This window comes from Paraglaciecola mesophila (assembly GCF_009906955.1).
GTDB classification, from domain to species: domain Bacteria; phylum Pseudomonadota; class Gammaproteobacteria; order Enterobacterales; family Alteromonadaceae; genus Paraglaciecola; species Paraglaciecola mesophila_A.
Genome location: NZ_CP047656.1, coordinates 3,561,905 through 3,580,383 on the forward strand (window position 1 = coordinate 3,561,905; position 18,479 = coordinate 3,580,383).

Consider the following 18,479-nt stretch of genomic DNA (forward strand, 5'->3'; position numbering starts at 1 on the left):
TTAAAAAAGGCGCTTAGCGCCTTTTTTTGTGCCAGTTGAAGTGAGTTAGAGTGGCAGTTACATCACAGACAGTGATTTAAGAACTAAGCGCACACCTAGCCCTACCGAGACTACAAACACGATTGCACCCAAAGTATTAGCGACCAAGCCGTTGGTGTATTTACCTAGCAGCGCTTTGTTGTTCATAGTGTAAAGTAAAAATGCGGCAATGATGGGCAGCAATAAGCCATTGGCAAACTGGGCGCCAATAATGATGTTAATTGGCTTGGCACCACTTAAAGCGAATACCACGCCCACCAACAGCACACTCAAGCTAACACCGCGAAAGATTTTCTCTTTTATGTTGGCGTTCGGGTTAATGATTTCGGTGATGGCATAGGCTGTTGCCAATGGGGCGGTCAGTGAACTGCTCAGCCCCGCGGCGAACAGTCCAGCGCCTAATAAATATTTCGAAAAACTACCAAATAAAGGCTCTAACTGAATGGCCATATCGGCGGCGCTACTGGCACCTAACCCGCGAGAAAATAAGCTTGCGGCAGCGGTCGATACAATAAACATGGCAACCAAGCCACCGAGGCCAATGGATACAATTGAATCTGTTCGCGCTGCGGGTAAGTCGGCTTCGCCTTGCCAGCGGGCTTTCGCGGCAGAGGCATGTAAAAAAAGGTTATAAGGCACAACAGTGGTGCCAATTAAAGCAACGATAGTCACTAAACTTTCGTCCTTTATAGTTGGGGTAAACATACCTTGCATAAACGCTCCCAAATCTGGGCGGCTGACGATAAAGGTACTGATAAATGCCACTCCCATGAACAACACCAACGCCATAAGTAGGCGCTCTACTTGCTTGTAGCTGCCTCGCCAAAGTGCAAGTGCGGCGATAAGAGCGATGATGATGATAGTCCAGGTGAACACGTTGTCGCTAGGCTCATCGAGTATCGCACTCACCCCAAGAGCCGCCCCGGATAAATTACCTGCTTCGTAGGCGGCATTGCCGCCATATAACGCTATCGCAATAAGCGCAAATAGCGGCCATTTCCAAATAGAATATTGCAGGCTTTCCCGCAGAGCTTCACCTAAACCTTTTTGCGCTATGGTGCCCAATCGACCAGACATTTCTTGGAATATAATGGTCGCAATAGTGGCGAACAGTAATGCCCATAACAAGGTATACCCAAAATTCGCCCCGGCTAATGTACACACAGTCACTGTGCCCGGGCCAATAAAGGCAGCAGCTACTAAGGCTCCCGGTCCTACGTTTTTTAAAAAATTCAGTGACGCCATATTAGGTGTTCCCATTGTGTTCGCTTTAGCGAATCTAATTCAGTTAAGCCTTGTCAATGTTGTGCAAGCATATCAATTAGTTTTGTTGCTAGGTCAACTTAGCAACATAAAAAATGCATATCAACATTATATTTATAAAATGTTGATAAATTATCAATGAATGGTTAGATTGAAATTAAGCACATCGTTTTCGAGTTACCCAAAGGGATAAAAACATGACACGTACCGCCAGCGAACATTCTACACCTGAATCGCAGTTCTCTTTAGATACGGCTAATACAAATGCCCAGCGCTGGGATTTTTGGATAGATAGAGGCGGTACGTTCACGGACATTGTTGCCAAAACCCCCGAGGGGCAGCTACTGACGAGAAAGCTATTATCTGAAAACCCGACAGCCTACGAAGATGCGGCCTTACAAGGCATACGTGACTTTCTTGAGGTTGATGGCCAGGCGCCTATTCCTACCGATCTCATTGGTAGCGTTAAAATGGGTACGACCGTGGCTACCAATGCCTTGCTGGAGCGCAAAGGTGAAGCCACCGTACTTGTTATCACCGAAGGTTTGCGCGATGTGCTTGAAATAGGCTACCAAGTACGCCCTAAAACTTTCGCGCTTAACATTGAAAAGCCAGAGGTGCTGTATCAAGACGTGATCGAAGTGCCAGAGCGTATGAATGATCAAGGCCACACGCTCAAGGCGTTAAATGAAGAGGCTGTGCGTCAAAGCCTGCAACAGCGTTATGTCGCAGGGTTTCGCTCAGTAGCTATCGTGCTGATGCATGCTTATAAGTACCCACAGCACGAGCTACGTATCGCGCACATTGCCAAAGAAATTGGCTTTACGCAAATCAGCACTAGCCATGATGTGAGCCCTATGGTGCGTATCGTGCCGCGAGGCGATACCACAGTGGTCGATGCTTACTTATCACCCATTTTACGACGCTATGTACAGCGAGTAGGAAAAGCCATTGGTGCTGAAACGAGCGCTGAGCAGGCAGGCTCGACGGATAGCAAGCGCCTGCAATTTATGCGCTCATCAGGTGGCTTAACCGCTGCCAGCAAATTTCAGGGACGTGATGCGATTCTATCTGGCCCTGCAGGGGGTATCATTGGAGCGGTGCGTACCAGTGAATTAGCGGGTTTTAACAAAATAATTGGCTTTGATATGGGCGGTACATCCACAGACGTATCTCACTATGCTGGCGAATTTGAACGTGCCTTTGAAACCCAAGTGGCGGGTGTGCGTATGAGCGTACCCATGATGAGTGTGCATACGGTAGCCGCAGGTGGTGGTTCGGTGCTACATGTCGATGAGCAGCGTTTTCGAGTGGGCCCTGAATCAGCAGGAGCATATCCTGGCCCTATGTCTTATCGAAACGGCGGGCCTCTGACAGTGACTGACGCCAACGTATGTTTAGGTAAAGTCGATCCGCGATTTTTCCCCAAATTGTTCGGCCCGCAGCACAACCAAGCTATCGATGATGAAGCGGTAAAAGCGGCCTTTGACGATATTGCCCAGCAACAAGGTGCAGCGAGTAGCGGTGAGCAGATAGCGGAAGGGTTTTTAACTATAGCAGTTGAACATATGGCTCAAGCCATTAAGAAAATTTCCATTGAACGTGGCTATGACGTGCAGCAGTACGCATTGACCTGTTTTGGCGGTGCGGGCGGTCAGCACGCCTGTTTAGTAGCAGACCGATTAGGTATGCACACCATCTTTATTCACCCCTTCGCCAGTATTTTATCAGCCTATGGCATGGGGCTAGCGGATATTCGCAGCCAGCGTACTGAAACCTTTCAGCAGGTGATGAATACCAGTGGACTTGAGGCGCTAATCGAGGCCTTCGCGCGTTTAAAAGCGCACACCTGCGAAGAGTTGCTAGAACAGGGAATCGAAGAAACCGCACAAACGCACAGTGCAACGGTGTTTTTACGTTATCAGGGAACCGACACCACTTTACCTGTCAGCCATAGCGTGAAGGATAAGATGCAACAAGACTTCGAGGCGCAGCATACGGCCCAATATGGCTTTATCTCTCCTGATAAAGACATCATTGTTGAATCTATTTCGATGGAGTCTGCTGGTGGCGGGCAAGACATTAATGAGCCGCTTTACCCATTGACGGACGATGTGTTGCCCGCTGCGCAAAACAGCACTCAAATATTTTCTGCTGGGGCTTGGCACCCAACACCTATTTATCAACTGGAGCAATTACTACCAGGCCATAAAGTACCGGGCCCAGCGATTATTATCGAGGACAATGGCACAGTGATTGTTGAGCCAAACTGGACCGCCAGCATGACAGCACACAAGCATTTAGTGCTGAAAAAGAATGCCGCTGGAGCCTTAGAAAACGAAAACAGCCAAGACCAAAGTTCTGCAGTGCCTACAGCGAATAACGAGCAAAGCGATCCTGTATTGGTAGAAATATTCAATAACCAGTTTATGTCCATAGCGGAGCAAATGGGTATAGTGCTGCGCAATACGTCCTCTTCGGTCAATATCAAAGAGCGATTGGACTTTTCCTGTGCGGTATTTGATGTTCACGGTCAGTTAATAGCAAACGCGCCGCATATTCCAGTGCATTTGGGCTCCATGGATGCCACGGTTAAAGTGCTGATTCAAAGCGGCTTGAGTATTGAATCAGGGGACGTATTTATCCACAACGACCCGTTCAATGGTGGCTCTCATTTGCCTGATGTTACCGTTATCACCCCCATTTTTGATAAACAAGATGACAAGGTGATCTTTTACGTGGCAAGCAGGGCTCACCATGCTGACATAGGCGGTATTGCACCGGGCTCTATGTCACCAAAAGCGAAAACAATCATCGAAGAAGGGGTCGTTATTCCTTGCATGAAACTGGTGTCAAAAGGGCGTTTTTTACATGATGAGCTTAAAGCATTAATGCTAGGGGCGACTCATCCAGTACGTAACTTCGCCCAGAATGTGGCTGACCTACAGGCACAAATTGGCGCAAACCGTCGAGGGTATCAAGAATTACTTAAATTGGTTGACGAATACACCTTGCCTATCGTCAACACCTACACTCAGCATATAATGGACAATGCAGAAGAAAGTGTCAGGCGCACTATAGACAACCTAAAAGGCGGCGAGTATCGCTATGAAATGGATGGCGGCTTACACATTTGCGTTAACGTCGCAGTAGATCACGATAATCGCAGTGCCAGCATCGACTTTACCGGTACGAGTGCCCAGCAACCAAATAACTTCAATGCGCCTGGGGCGATCACCCAAGCGGTTGTACTGTATGTATTTCGCTGTCTCGTCGACAGTGACATCCCCTTAAATGCGGGGTGCATGCGACCCCTTAGTATTACTGTTCCCGAAGGCTCTATGCTCAACCCCGTTTATCCCGCGGCTGTGGTAGCAGGTAACGTTGAGGTCAGCCAAGCAGCGACAAACGCCTTATTCGGTGCGTTAGGCTCTCTGGGTATGAGCCAAGGCACCATGAACAACCTGACCTTTGGTAATGCCCAGTATCAATATTATGAAACCATTTGTTCTGGCGCACCCGCAGGGCCTGGCTTTAACGGTGCTGCCGCAGTGCACACCCATATGACCAATTCGCGCTTAACGGACCCTGAAATACTTGAATCACGCTACCCAGTATTACTGGATAAATTTGTTGTGCGCAGAGGCTCAGGAGGAAAAGGCCAGTGGGATGCGGGGGACGGTATTGAAAGGCGAATACGCTTTTTAGCCAATATGCAGTGCGCCATATTGTCTGGCCACCGCGAAGTGCCACTTGCTGGCGTCAATGGTGGTCAAGCCGGAGAATTAGGTCATAACTGGATTGAGCGGGACGGCCAGAAACGGCTCGATTTAACCGGTAACGGTGAAACGCAAGTGCAAGCGAATGACGTCGTGGTTATTCAAACGCCTACTGGTGGCGGGTTTGGTGCTGTTAAACGTAAAAAATCAGCGACTTTACACCAGGAGTATGACCATGACTGACAGTAACAAAGGTTCGTTAAGCATCTCGAAATCTGAGTCGACGGTTTCTCAGCGAAAAATCGTTTCATCTGAGCATTTAGCATCAGATGAAAATTGGCCACTGTCGGAAGTCGAATACGGCATGACAGTGGTGTATAACGCGTTCTCACAGTGGATGGTGCGCTGCGCCAATGCCGCCGGTATCGGTGAATTGGCAGTGTTAGATATCTTAATACTGCACAACATTAATCATCGAGACCGAGAAAAGCGCCTGAGTGATATCGCCTTTATATTAAATATCATTGATACCCACACTGTGAACTATGCGATAAAAAAGCTGCTCAAATTGGAGTTGGTCACAGGAACAAAGCGCGGAAAGGAAATTTTTTATGCAACATCGAGTAAGGGCAAAAAAGCCTGTGAAGAATACGGCCGAGTACGTGAACAATGTTTACTCGACGGGCTAAAGATGCTCGATGTGGATCAACAGGAATTAGCTAAGTTAGCTTCTACCCTCAGATCCATGTCCGGCTTGTACGATCAAGCCTCTCGGGCTGCTGCTTCTTTGTAATAATTTGTATGATTTGAGCCGTATTTTTGATTAAAAACGGCTCCATATGCCTACCAATCCCGCATTTTATAGCGCATTAACACTTCTATAACATCTGAATATGGTCACTCATAGTTAGATTCAATTTATCTTTTGGCTTTGCTGGTGGCATGGTTTGTTTCTTTTGCGCTATTTATATCGCGGTCCCGATAAGTAACCGTTTCGCGGTCGCGATATGTTCAGCGCGGCGTTGATAGTAGACCAGCCATTTCAAGTAGAGAGCTAATATCGTGTCAGAAGCCTTATCTGTTACCACTTCTATCCAGGGCAGCATTGCCATTATTTGCTTTAATCGCCCGCAAAAGCTTAATGCCTTTGACCAGAATCAACGCCAGGCTTTTCGCGATGCGGCGAACAAAGTAAACGCCGACGAAAGCATACGTGCTGTGGTACTGATGGGCGAAGGCAGAGCTTTCAGCGCAGGGGCCGATTTAAGTGAAGTCATGCCTGATGATCTAGATGTAGAACAAGGCTTGATCCAAGAATACAAACCCGCTTTGATGGCGATAACGCAGGCACCAAAACCCTGGATAAGCGCCGTCAATGGGGCTGCTGCAGGCATTGGTAGCGCGTTCGCTATGGCCTGCGATTTAACTGTCATGGCCGAAAATGCGTATCTCTATCAGGCGTTTAGTGCTATTGGCTTGATTCCTGATGGTGGGGCGACCTGGCACTTAGCGCAAACAGTGGGACGTAAGCGCGCGTTCGAGTTGATTGCCCTTGGTACCAAACTAGGTGCACAGGAGTGCTTGCAGTTAGGTTTGTGCAATAGAGTCGTAGCAGACGTTAAATTATTCGATGAAGCGATGACACTGGCTAATGAACTGGCGAATAAAGCGCCTTTAGCCTTACGTTACGCCAAAGAAGTGCTCAATGAAGCCATGCAAAGTAACTTGAGTGATACCTTTGACTACGAAGCCAAATTACAAAAAATATGCACCGATAGTGAAGATGCTAAAGAAGGCAGTCGCGCATTTTTAGCCAAGCGAAAAGCGCAATTTTCAGGCCGCTAGTGATATTAAAATAGGGGCGAAACGGCATGTTTTGGGTAATGCGCCGTTGTCCTAACCGATTGAAATAGGAGTAGATAGTGGACAATACAACGGTTTTGCATAGCTTATTTGCAGGTAACGAAGCACACCCTGATAAGCCCTTGTTTCATCAACCCATTGAGCGTCAGTGGCATACATTCACTTGGGGGGAAGTGACAGAGCAAGCTAAGCGCATTGCTCAAGGCTTGCAGGCGCAAGGGTTCGAAAAAGGCGATCGTATTGTCATCATGTCGAAAAACTGCGCCGAATGGATCATCGCTGACTTCGCCATTGCCATGGCGGGGATGGTCAGCGTACCGATTTACGCCACCGCTGGGGTGAATATTATCGAGCACGTGATTAACCACAGCGGAGCAAAAGCGATATTCGTGGGTAAATTGGATAATCTTGATGCAGCCAAAGCGGCTATTCCTAGTACATTATTAAGCATATCTTTCCCTTACCCCACGGTTGAATGCCACGAAAAATGGAATGATTGGCTAACCGCATTTGAGCCAATTGCTAAGCCGTATTTGCCTACAAGTGACGATATGGCCACTATTTCGTATACATCGGGCACAACCTCTTTACCAAAAGGTGTGGTGCTTTCTCACAAAAACTTTGCTTCTGCGGCAGATAATGTGATTAAGCTTTTTGAAATAAGAGACGGTGACCGTTCCATTAGCTACTTACCTTTGGCGCATATCACTGAGCGCAGCTTAGTGGCGGTATTTGTGCGCTGTAAAGTAGAGGTGTATTTCACTGAAAACCTGCAAACCTTCGTAGCCGACATTCAACATGCTAGCCCTACAGGATTTTCATCGGTGCCGCGATTATGGTCGGTTTTTCAGGCGCAAGTTATAAGTCAAGTGGGTGCCGAGAAACTAGATAAAATACTGAAGCTACCGATCATCGGTAAGCTAGTGGCTGGTAAAATTCGCAAAAAACTAGGGCTGCACAAAGCCCGCACCTTTGGTTCAGGTGCTGCACCTATGTCAGAGTCGGTATTAGCTTGGTATCACCGTTTAGGTATGCCTATCAATGAAGGCTGGGGCATGACAGAAACAACAGGCCTTGCCAGCGGAAATATGCCCTTTAGCCATCAAGATCTAGGCACAATTGGCAAACCAATGCCAAACATCGACATGAAGCTATCCCCAGATAGCGAGATATTGATTCGCGGTGATTTGGTTTTCTCGGAATATTATGACGATCCTGAAGCAACCGCAGAGAATTTTGTTGATGGTTGGTTTAAGACAGGTGATGTGGCGACCATTACCGAGACAGGCGCGTACAAGATTACCGGGCGCATAAAAGAGCAATTTAAAACAGCCAAAGGCAAGTACGTTATGCCCGTGCCCATTGAAAGTTTACTGTTCGCGAACTTAAACGTTGAGCAAGCCTGCGTACTTGGCGCTGGTCAAAAGCAACCCGTGGCTATGGTGGTGCTTAATCAGTCATGCAAGCGCAAATCAACAGAGATCATTAAGTCTCTTCAAGACACCTTGGCGAAGGTAAACAGTCAGTTAGAAAGTCACCAAAAGCTGGATTTTATCATGGTGTGCAGTCACGGCTGGACAGTTGAAAATGACTTACTCACAGCAACCACTAAGGTTAAGCGTAATGATGTTGAGCGCCACTATGGTTGGCTGTTTGATGAAGAGCGTGGCGAGGGCGTACTATGGGAAGAAGACCTTCACTAGCAGCTAAACGGTCTTTGAATGCAACCTTCATTCGTGACATTCTTACTGTACTTTTTTGATTTAAACTCGCTGTCTGAGCATCGCTTGAGTAACGCACCCGCTTTGACGGTAACCTAGCCAGAAGGAGACAGAGAATGGAAACATTTATTGTTAAAGGAACTGATGGTCTAGATGTGTACTGTTATCTGTGGCGTCCTGCTGGTGAGGTACAAGCGATAGTGCATATTGCTCACGGTATGAGTGAGCATGCCCTGCGATACGAGCGATTTGCGTTGGCATTGAATAAAGCAGGTTTTGCCGTGGTAGCCAATGATCACCGAGGGCATGGTCAGTCAATTTTAAAGGATCGCGAACTGGGCCACATGGCGGATGAAGATGGCTGGCATAAAGCAGTGAATGATTTAGCTGTGGTCAACCAACATATTCAGCAACGGCTACCAAATAAACCGATTATCTTGCTCGGGCACTCTATGGGCTCGTTTATGACCCAAGATTATATGGTCCGTTATGGCGATACCATTTCGGCAGCAGCGCTCTGTGCCACAAATGGACCCGCTGGGGCGTTACTTAAAATTGCCCAGATGTTAGCGTGGTTTGAGCGGCGAAGATTAAGCCCAACTGGGCATAGTCCCGTCATTTTGAGCATGGTATTCGGTGCATACAATAAAGCGTTTAAACCCAATCGTACTGAGTTTGACTGGCTATCTCGAGATGAAGCTGAAGTCGACAAATATGTCGCTGACCCTTTGTGTGGTTTTGAATGCTCTACCCAAACTTGGAACGACATGTTTACCGCATTAGGCACGATAGCGTCTGAGCATGCCCTAAAAAAAGTAGATAAGACTCTGCCGATTTATGTGTTTTCAGGCACTGATGATCCCGTCGGCGAAAAAGGTAAAGGTGTTCAGCGTTTATTAAATGCTTATCAAAAGCACGGGTTTACCCGAGTAACCCATCAATTCTATCAAAACGGTCGGCATGAAATGCTCAATGAAACTAACCGTGACGAAGTCACCACAGATTTTATTGATTGGGCGCTTAGCATTTTCAGCTAACGACGCAATACTTCTATTACTATTTAATCCTTGCTCTGTAACACCGACTCGCATGTGATGAATGCATGAGTCTATTGCTAAGTTGTGAGTCATTCACTTGCACTTTGCTGTTCCTATAATCAACCTTTCAATCACTTTTTTTTGGCATGCACCTTGCTGTGCGTGGCCTGAGCCAGTACTTCTAGCAATCCCAAGCATCAATTTTCAGTGAGCGCTGGTATAAACAAAGACAAAATAATTGAGAGGAATGCATGTTTCATCGAGCGCTAAAACGTAGAGATTTTTTACAAGGTTTGGGAGCTGGCGCTGTAGCAGCTTCAATAAGTGGCTGTGCACAAACGCCAGTAAATAAAGGCTTTGAGCGACCATTTTCTCGAAAACCCATGGTGGCTCCGAGAATTTCCGCTAATAATATCATCACTGAAATTGTGGGGCACAGACCGTACAGAGCCGAAGGATTCGTAGTTAGAAGCGAACCTTTTGGTGATAAAACCTTAGTGCACAATTATGGGCATGGCGGGGGAGGCGTCACCCTATCTTGGGGCTCTTCTGCATTAGCCGTTAGCGAAGTGAAAAATGCAGAGGTTAAAGAAGCAGCCATTATTGGTGGCGGTGTCATGGGCCTAACCACAGCTAGATTATTGCAAGAGGCAGGCTGGAGCGTCACCATTTATACCCGTGAAATGGCGCGGCACACCACGTCCCAAGTCGCTGGCGGTGAATGGGGCCCGTTTAGCGTACATGATCCTTTGGTCTCTTCGGCTGCATTCAAATTGCAACTACAACTTGCAGCGCAAATATCCCATGAAACCTTTGCTCGTATGGTAGGTGACGACTACGGGATAAAATGGATAGAGTTATACACTGCAAGCGACACCCCCGCGAAGGAGGACAGCCCATTTAGTCAGTTTTATCCTTATCGAGAGACGTACGGACCTGGTGAGCACCCCTTTTCCACAAATTACTGTACGGTGTCGGCCACAATGCTGGTGGAGACCACGACTTTCTTACGCCGATTAATCCAAGACGTCAGAGCCGCAGGTGGTAAATTTGTTATTCACGACTTTAAACATCAAGATGAAATACATGGGATGCATGAGTCCGTAGTGTTCAACTGTACAGGTTTAGGCTCACGTGCTTTGTTCGACGATGAAGGGATTACTCCAGCAAAAGGCCAGCTGATTTTGCTACCACCCGACCCAGCGGTAGACTTTCTAACAGTGGGAGGAGGCAGCGGCAAAGCACCTTTGTATATGTTTTCGCGCGACGATTACATGATTTTAGGGGGAACCTTCAAACCCGGTGATTGGTCAACTCACCCTGAACCGCAAGAAACACAGCGAATTTTAACTGAAAGCCAGGCCTTTTTTGCTGGACTTGCAGTGTCTTAACGCTTTCAACTTGGAACTGAGGCATTAGCGCCCATCATCCAGCATGTCTATTTCACTACCCATCGATTCGGCAAAAAGGCGTATTGAGGCAGTGAAAGTGCCTTAGCGTTATTCGTGACAGTCAATGAGCAACTGTGTTTTTTCCTGATCAGTTACCTCATGCCTTTGGAGGTTTATTCGTTTTTTAGTAGTGACTTTACATTGCGCCATGCTTTAATCACTAGTTGAACCTAGCTAGACTATACGTGGTAGGCAATAAGTTGATACGTTTTATCCCTAGTTTCCCTGTTTTTTATACGTATCAAAATCAAATGGAATCGTGCAATGCCCTTTACTAACAAAGTTGATTATATTCCCAATATGCCAAGCGAAGGGTACGACCCGGCCGCTGTTCAAGAGCAAAAGAAAATACAAAAGAAGCGATGGCAAGTGTTGGTTGGTGTATTTCTATTTGTGGTGATTTTGGCCAACATTTTTATTTGGACCAGAGCCCCCGAGTTTCAAAGTCAGGCAATTATGCATTTTTCGTATACGTCGCAAAACGCAGAAGAGCTTGATTATATTGCTCAGCAACAACTTAGCCTTAACCAGAAACGCCTAACCAGCAATAGCACGTTGCAGAGTCTATCCCTTAAGTTGCGTGAAGATCACAATATTGATGTAAATATTCAGCAATTACGAGACATGCTTAGCGCAACAACCAGTGAAACAGCCAAAACAATTACTTTGCAAACCACGGGGACAGCTCCTGAAGTGCTTAAGCCTGTTTTGCAGCAGTGGTTATCACTGTATATGTCTTTATTAGAGCAAGAGCAGATTAGCAAGGGTTCAAATGAAGCGCTGCAATTTGAGCAACAACTGGAAGCACTGGAGCAAAAAATCACGGCACAAAAGCAAGTGGTTGAAGTGTTTTCCGAGGCAAATAATATTATCTCTGTGGAACGAGAAGAGAATGTCATTCCAAACAAAATTAAAGGGTTGAGTGACTCTTTAGAAGAAGCTGAGGCGCAAAAAGCCCAAGCGCTAGCAGAACTAGATAGCCTCAACGCATCACTGTCGAGCGGACAACAAGTTGAACGCCCCATAGATAGGCCGAGTATCGATGCGAACCGTGTTGTGCTACAGGAACTGGAAGCTGAGTTGTCAGAGTTGTCAGAGCGATACACTCAACAGTATTTGCAGCGGGATCCTGAGGTCGTGGCCAAACAGCAAAAGGCGAAAGCTTTAAAAGCAGCGTTAGCTGACCAAATAGCCGACAGTCAGCTGTTATATTTGCAGGATTCTCAGCGAAACTTGGCTGCTTCCGTGGGGAAGGTAAATTCTCTACGGGAACAATTAGCGGACGCCCAAGAACAAGCTCAAAAGTTTGACCAAAAACTGGCAGAGTATCGACGTTTAGACGACATGCTTAAAGCGCTGCAGTTGCAGGCAAGTACCTTGCACAACCAACTTGTTGAGCAAGAAGTGTCGAAACCATTCGATGCCAAAATAAGCATACTTGAGCCGCCCTTTACCCCAGAATACCCTGTTGGCCCAGATTATTGGCAATATTCACTGATCAGCGTTATTGCAGCCATGGTCTTGGCGGTGGCGGCACTATTGCTGTTCAGTTTCATTGTGCGTAAAAATAAGCCAGCAGCAGGGGGCGCAAATTTTGTCGTATTGCCTGGCGAGCAGCAGGCGCTCCGTTATCCTGAGTTGCACGGGGCTGAACAAGCACAATTAGCAGCCAATGCGCAGGCATTGCAACTTGGTACTCGACAATACGAGCCAAACCAGCTAGAAAATATTCGCTTACTGAGCACCAGCGAGTGTCAAGCCTTGTACGGGGTTGCCAATAAGCAGGGGAAAGTGGTTATCGGTTTATTGTTAAGTGGTGTCAGTGCCACTGACTTGACTCAAATTAGCAAAAACGATTTCATGCCAAGTGATAATACGCTGCAAATAACAGGTGCATACGCTCGAAAAATATTGTTGAGCAGCCAACTGAGTGCCATTATGGAACAATTATGCGCGGGGCAGCAGCCAGATAATCTGCTCTGGTTGAGCGCTTTGTCGGTTGACGATCTCAGCCAGATCATTATTAATGCAGGTCATGACGCAGAGCTACCTTACCCTGAGCAGTTGTCTGCTGAGGTATTAAGGCATACTTATTTGACCTATTTGGTTAACCAAGGTGTTCGCTTAAACGACTTAGAGCAACTTGCAGGTTATCTAAAACCTGCCGAATTAGGAAAATATCGAAGCGTCAATCGCCATGGTAAATCTGTGGATATTGATAAGGCGAACGCCCTTTACCCATATACTGTTTCTGAATCTGATATTGCCAACGAAGGGCAGTGAACATGTTCAGTTAATCTTTAGGGTCAGTGCTAACGAGCATGATACGCAGTCATTTATTGACGCTAACTTATTGTACGCAGAGGATTAAGACGATTACTGGAAATGTCGAAGGGATCTATGAATTTACGCGCTTATATCTAGCGATTTTCTACACGTTTGTAGCCTTGTTTTATACCTGCAAAATTATTATTGTCAAAAAATCGAGTGGCCATGAGCAAGTGTTTCCTGGGCAACGTTTCTGTGTCTCTTGGTGGAATCACCTACTGTTTCGGCTGTTTCGCGCAACCATTTGGATGGTGTGCGTATTTAGGCTGATTTTCCCCAATCTAGATGAGTATCTCGGAATGTTTGCTGCCATGTTGAATGTCCCCGTTATGTTTGCTGGCAACATCTTGCTGACCTGTGGGTTCCTGACAACCATCATTATTCATGTGAGCATGGGCAGTCAATGGCGCTCAGGCGTTGATCCGCAAGGACCAAATAGCTTGATTACGAGTGGTTTCTTCCGCTTTTCACGCAACCCAATGTTCGTTGCTATTGGTGTTTCTCAGTTGGGGTTTTTTCTCGCGTTACCATCTATTTTTTCACTGCTGTGCCTGATTATTGGCATAGTGTCTTTATATCGCCAAGCGCTAGTCGAAGAAGCGCATTTAGCGCAAGTCCATCCAGATGATTATGCCCATTACTCGGCCAAAACACGACGCTGGTTCTAGCACTGAACTGGCGAAATCTGGTTGTTTATTAGCCTATTAGTAACAATAGTAGGTTATTTTGCAACTAAATGTTGCTAATGCAAATGAGATTAATTACTATTCGCGCCCTTTGAATCTTTAACCATTTACTAGGGCACAAAATGTATTCCCAAAGCACACACAATTGGCCAATATCCACGGCTTTTGCTGCACTTATGACGACCGCTTCAATTTCCGTGTTCGCGGATGAAAACAAACTTGCTCATGATAACGACGCTGTCTCAATAGCCGATGTGGAAAAAATCACAGTATATGGTAAGCATAATCAGTTGATTATGGATTCGGGGACTGCAACCAAATCTAATATGAGTCTGATGCAAACGCCTGCAGCAGTGGTGGTGGTTGATAAGTTTTTAATTGACGAGCAAGCCGGTACGACATTACAAGAAGCGTTGCGCAACGTGAGTGGTTTGTCGCAAGACGGAAATAACTATGGGGTAGGCGATAACTTGGCTATTCGTGGCTTAGGTGTTAACTACGCGTATGATGGAATGTACGGTGGGGCAGATCTTGAGAATAGTTATAACCCTACTCGCACCATGACCAATATTGAAAGCATTGAAGTGCTAAAAGGCCCTGCGACAGGGCTTTATGGTATGGGGGCTGCTGGTGGCGTCATTAACCTGATCGAGAAAAAGCCTCAACAGAAAGAAGCGTATGAAATGCGTTTCGTAGTGGGGCAATGGGATAACTATGGGGTCATGTTTGATGCTACCGGTGGATTGACTGACGATACCGCATATCGTTTGGTCGCTAATTATGAAACATCTGATGGCTATCGGGGTTTAAGCTTTGAGCGCAGCGAGTTATATGCCTCGCTAAGCCATGAGTTTTCTTCCAGTAATTCCGTTCTTTTCTCCGGCGCATACATAGATGATGCGGTACAGATTGACTCCATTGGTCACCCTGTTCGCTTGATTGATCTGAGTTTAATTGATTCCGCACCCGGCAGTATAACAAGCGATGATTTAGCCAATGGCAATGTGGCTGACGGCGGTGTTCAACTGACTGATGAACAACGCCAAACATTGGCGGACTCACTTACGTCTACTGATGGTTGGCAGCCTTATGATTTGGGCGACACCGGTCTGATCTCGCCTTTGTCTACACCAAATGATGGAGAAGAACTAAGGCTAAAAGTACGACAAGACTTAGAGTTTGGTAACGATTGGCGTTTGACTCACCAATTTCAATATCGTAATTACAGCACTGATTATATTCGTCAAACCTCGGCTTATAACTATATTTATCACAACCGAAATGGTGTGATTAATCTTGACCCTAGAGCGCCGTTAATTATCGATGACGTGCTTTACCCTTTTGCCGCTCGTCGACAGGAGTATCGAAATATCTCAGCTGAAGAGTCTACATGGCAGTATTTCGCCGATATTTCTAAAGCGTGGCGGGCAGGCGGGCTACGTGGTGAGCATCTGATCAGTGCAAACTATGAATATCGCGATATGACATATACCCAGTACTCAATATGGGATGCGGATGATACACGCAGTGATCCCGTTCCTTATATTTTAGATATACGTGAACCCAACTGGCCGACAGGCGACTTTGATGACTATAACCCTTCACTTCGTAGTAAGTACGACAAATCTGCTAAAGCATGGGGATTGAGCTTACAAGAGGTTCTCTATGTAACAAACGCATTAACAGCGCGTATTGGTGGAGCCTATAGTGGTATTAAGCAAACCTATCAAAATCAATTCAGTGACGGCAACCCAGAATTCGATGCTGATGATAATGGTTTTACCTATAATTTAGGACTGAACTATAAACTTTCTGAGCAATTTGCTGCGTTTGTGAATCAATCTAAAGGCCGTACTGCATATAGCGTGCTAGGAAGTTTAACAGGTGAGGACGATCGTCCTGACTCAGAATCGGAATCTTTTGACTTAGGAACAAGATTTACTGCCTTTGATGAAGAGCTACTGGCGTCACTTGTTTGGTTTAAAACCAGTAGAACTAACCTAAGGTACTCGAACCCACTTTTCGAAGACGATCCAGAAGACGCATTTTATAACATTGATGTGCCTGAATATTATTACGACGAACGTGATGAAACCGAAGGTGTTGAGCTCGATATTAACCTAATGCTTAATGAACAATGGTCAATGAATTTCAATGCGACCTACCAAGACGCTGTGACTAATCCAGGTAGCCATGCATTGAGCCAAGTAGAAGAGCAAACCAAAGGAATTGCGCAAAAGTTTGCTAGCCTATGGACAAGCTATAGCCATCAATTCGAGGGCCTCGCCTACCCAGTTAAGTTTAGCATTGGGGTTAACTATGAAGACGAACGCTCAATTGCGGCTTCAGCATTCGGTATTAATTACGCAATCGTAGATGCTTACGCTGTATTAGGTGGCGCCATAAGCTATGTTGGAGAAAAGTGGAATATCCAGCTTAACTTAAACAATCTGACCGATGAAACATACTACAGTAAGGCCTTATACCTAGGGGGATTACCTGGCGAAAGTCGCAATGCTAAATTAACTGCATCGTACAGCTTCTAAGTTTTGCAAACTGACTTGGCTATTAAACCCCAATTAGATGTATCACTTCGCTTGATAGCCGCCGTTGTCGGTGGCTATCTGGTCGCGGTGGCGTTTAGTTTTGCATGTGTCCCTCTGCTAGTACTTAGTCAAGCTTGTGACAAAAATGAGGCCGTAATGGTCAGCAGCATGTTAAGTTATTTACTGTATTTTGCTGTCATTATCGTCAGCTTCTGTCGTAAGAGTAGCGCTGTGCTATGGCGTGATTTAACACTCATAATACTCGCATGTACCATGCTCACGAATATGCTAGGAACAGGATGAAGCCTGATTTTCGAAAGTCTATGATTTGGCTGCACACCTATTCTGGCTTGGTGCTAGGGTGGTTGCTGTTCACTATCTTTTTCACGGGTACCCTTAGTTACTTTAACCCAGAAATAACTCAATGGATGCAGCCTGAACGTCAGCAGGTCGCATCAAGTCAAAATAGTATCAATCGCTCACTGGCTGTTTTGCATGAGGAAGGTGTGAATGCAGATACGTGGCGTATCTATTTACCGAACGAACGCACGCAAAAATGGACTGTTCAATGGAGTCAAGGACGCGACAGGCACAGCCTCGAGTTAGGTACATCGCTTGGTTCCATACTTACACCGAGAGAAACCGCAGGCGGTAATTTCTTTCGTATTTTTCATTACACGCTGCAATTGAGAGGTTTCGGCGGACGCTATATCGCTGGTATAGCCGCTATGTTTATGTTGGTGGCTGTATTTAGTGGCATATTTACCCATAGACGATTCTTTCGTGATTTTTTCACTTTGCGCACGGGTAAGTTATTAAAAACTTTGACGGACTTTCACGCTCTGGCGGGCATTATTACTATCCCGTTTTGCGTCATGATTTGCGCGAGTGGCATTATGATATATGTCATTATGTATATACCATGGAGCGCGGAGCATTTCGCCGGTGGAGAAAGACAGCTCAGCCGAGCACTAAGCCCTGGTTTAAATCAATTAGATTCCTTGGCCCCTAAAGCACAACCATTAATAGATTTTTCGGTGATACAAAAACGGGTGAATCAACAGTGGCCCGGTGAAAAGCAAATTTCTGTCATAACGTTTGAACAGCCTTATCGAGCAAGCGGGCGGATCATAGTACAAAGAACAAAAGAGCATACCTTGTCATCTCAAAGCGAGCGCTTGGTGTTTTCATCTCACAATGGTGAGCCCTTACCTGGCTATCCGCCAGCGAGCACTGCTGCAAGCGTTAGACGGGTATTCTTTGGCCTACATGAAGCGCACTTCGCCAATGTGGGATTGCGTTGGTTGCTATTTTTGCTCGGCTTGTTATCCAGCGTACTTATAGCGTCGGGTTTGATTATTTGGCTGAGTAAACGGTTAGACAAAGTCAAAAAACGTCATATTGGGCATGCCGTTGTTGAGCGGTTAAACATCGCAGCGATCAGTGGACTCCCGTTGGCGACGGCTGCTTTTTTTATGGGTAATCGTGTCATATCACTGGGGATAGAGAATCGCGCGGCCATAGAAGTACAGGTTTTTCTTTGGGTATGGCTTGGCTGCTTTTTGCATAGTGTATTGAGACCAGCGCGAAAAGCATGGGTAGAGCAATTGTTGGTTATTGCTGCACTGTGTCTGTTATTGCCTTTACTGGATATTTACCAAGATGTAACGCGTTTTACTGAAGCTTTATTTGCTTGGAATTTTATCTACTTAGGATTTTACTTATTCATGTTCTTTAGTGCTTTTTTATCGTTCAAAACAGCGTGTTGGCTGCAAACAAAGCCTAATAAAGTCGTGCCATTAAAACCTGCGGCTCAGAGTAGATAG

The 18,479-nt window shown here is 46.1% G+C and carries 12 protein-coding genes; 11 read left to right on the top strand and 1 reads right to left on the bottom strand.

Annotated features, from left to right (window positions below; genetic code table 11):
• Positions 1 to 57: 57 nt before the first annotated feature.
• On the bottom strand, positions 58 to 1,284 hold the full coding sequence (locus FX988_RS15325; RefSeq protein WP_160181004.1) for an Nramp family divalent metal transporter: 1,227 nt from the start codon (positions 1,282 to 1,284) through the stop codon (positions 58 to 60).
• A gap of 215 nt (positions 1,285 to 1,499) precedes the next feature.
• Here FX988_RS15325 and FX988_RS15330 point away from each other — a divergent pair, with 215 nt between their 5' ends.
• The 11 genes from FX988_RS15330 (at position 1,500) to FX988_RS15380 (ending at position 18,479) form a co-directional block, all read left to right on the top strand.
• Positions 1,500 to 5,264: a hydantoinase B/oxoprolinase family protein gene (locus tag FX988_RS15330; protein WP_160181005.1), complete on the top strand. Its 3,765-nt coding sequence runs from the start codon at positions 1,500 to 1,502 to the stop codon at positions 5,262 to 5,264.
• Positions 5,257 to 5,814 (top strand): winged helix DNA-binding protein, encoded by a 558-nt coding sequence (locus FX988_RS15335; RefSeq protein WP_160181006.1) that lies wholly within the window; start codon positions 5,257 to 5,259, stop codon positions 5,812 to 5,814. The genes FX988_RS15330 and FX988_RS15335 overlap by 8 nt, the downstream gene beginning before the upstream one ends.
• A gap of 269 nt (positions 5,815 to 6,083) precedes the next feature.
• Entirely contained in the window at positions 6,084 to 6,866 is a 783-nt protein-coding gene (locus tag FX988_RS15340) for an enoyl-CoA hydratase/isomerase family protein (RefSeq protein ID WP_160181007.1), read from the top strand.
• A 77-nt stretch (positions 6,867 to 6,943) separates the two neighbouring features.
• Complete coding sequence (locus FX988_RS15345; protein ID WP_160181008.1) at positions 6,944 to 8,587, top strand: AMP-binding protein; 1,644 nt, start codon at positions 6,944 to 6,946, stop codon at positions 8,585 to 8,587.
• 134 nt (positions 8,588 to 8,721) lie between these two features.
• Positions 8,722 to 9,642 carry an alpha/beta hydrolase gene (locus FX988_RS15350; RefSeq protein WP_160181009.1) on the top strand — a complete coding sequence of 307 codons (921 nt, stop codon included), beginning with the start codon at positions 8,722 to 8,724 and terminating at the stop codon, positions 9,640 to 9,642.
• Between the two features lie 251 nt (positions 9,643 to 9,893).
• Positions 9,894 to 11,033, top strand: a complete 1,140-nt coding sequence (locus FX988_RS15355; protein WP_160181010.1) for an FAD-dependent oxidoreductase — start codon at positions 9,894 to 9,896, stop codon at positions 11,031 to 11,033.
• A 324-nt stretch (positions 11,034 to 11,357) separates the two neighbouring features.
• A complete protein-coding gene (locus tag FX988_RS15360; RefSeq protein ID WP_160181011.1) occupies positions 11,358 to 13,376 on the top strand; it encodes a hypothetical protein in 2,019 nt (672 codons plus the stop codon).
• Positions 13,377 to 13,414: 38 nt separating this feature from the next.
• Entirely contained in the window at positions 13,415 to 14,089 is a 675-nt protein-coding gene (locus FX988_RS15365) for a methyltransferase family protein (protein WP_160181012.1), read from the top strand.
• A 140-nt stretch (positions 14,090 to 14,229) separates the two neighbouring features.
• Entirely contained in the window at positions 14,230 to 16,653 is a 2,424-nt protein-coding gene (locus FX988_RS15370) for a TonB-dependent receptor (RefSeq protein WP_160181013.1), read from the top strand.
• Positions 16,654 to 16,668: 15 nt separating this feature from the next.
• A complete protein-coding gene (locus tag FX988_RS15375; RefSeq protein ID WP_201751596.1) occupies positions 16,669 to 16,956 on the top strand; it encodes a hypothetical protein in 288 nt (95 codons plus the stop codon).
• Positions 16,953 to 18,479: a PepSY-associated TM helix domain-containing protein gene (locus FX988_RS15380; RefSeq protein ID WP_160181014.1), complete on the top strand. Its 1,527-nt coding sequence runs from the start codon at positions 16,953 to 16,955 to the stop codon at positions 18,477 to 18,479. Before FX988_RS15375 ends, FX988_RS15380 begins: the two co-directional genes overlap by 4 nt.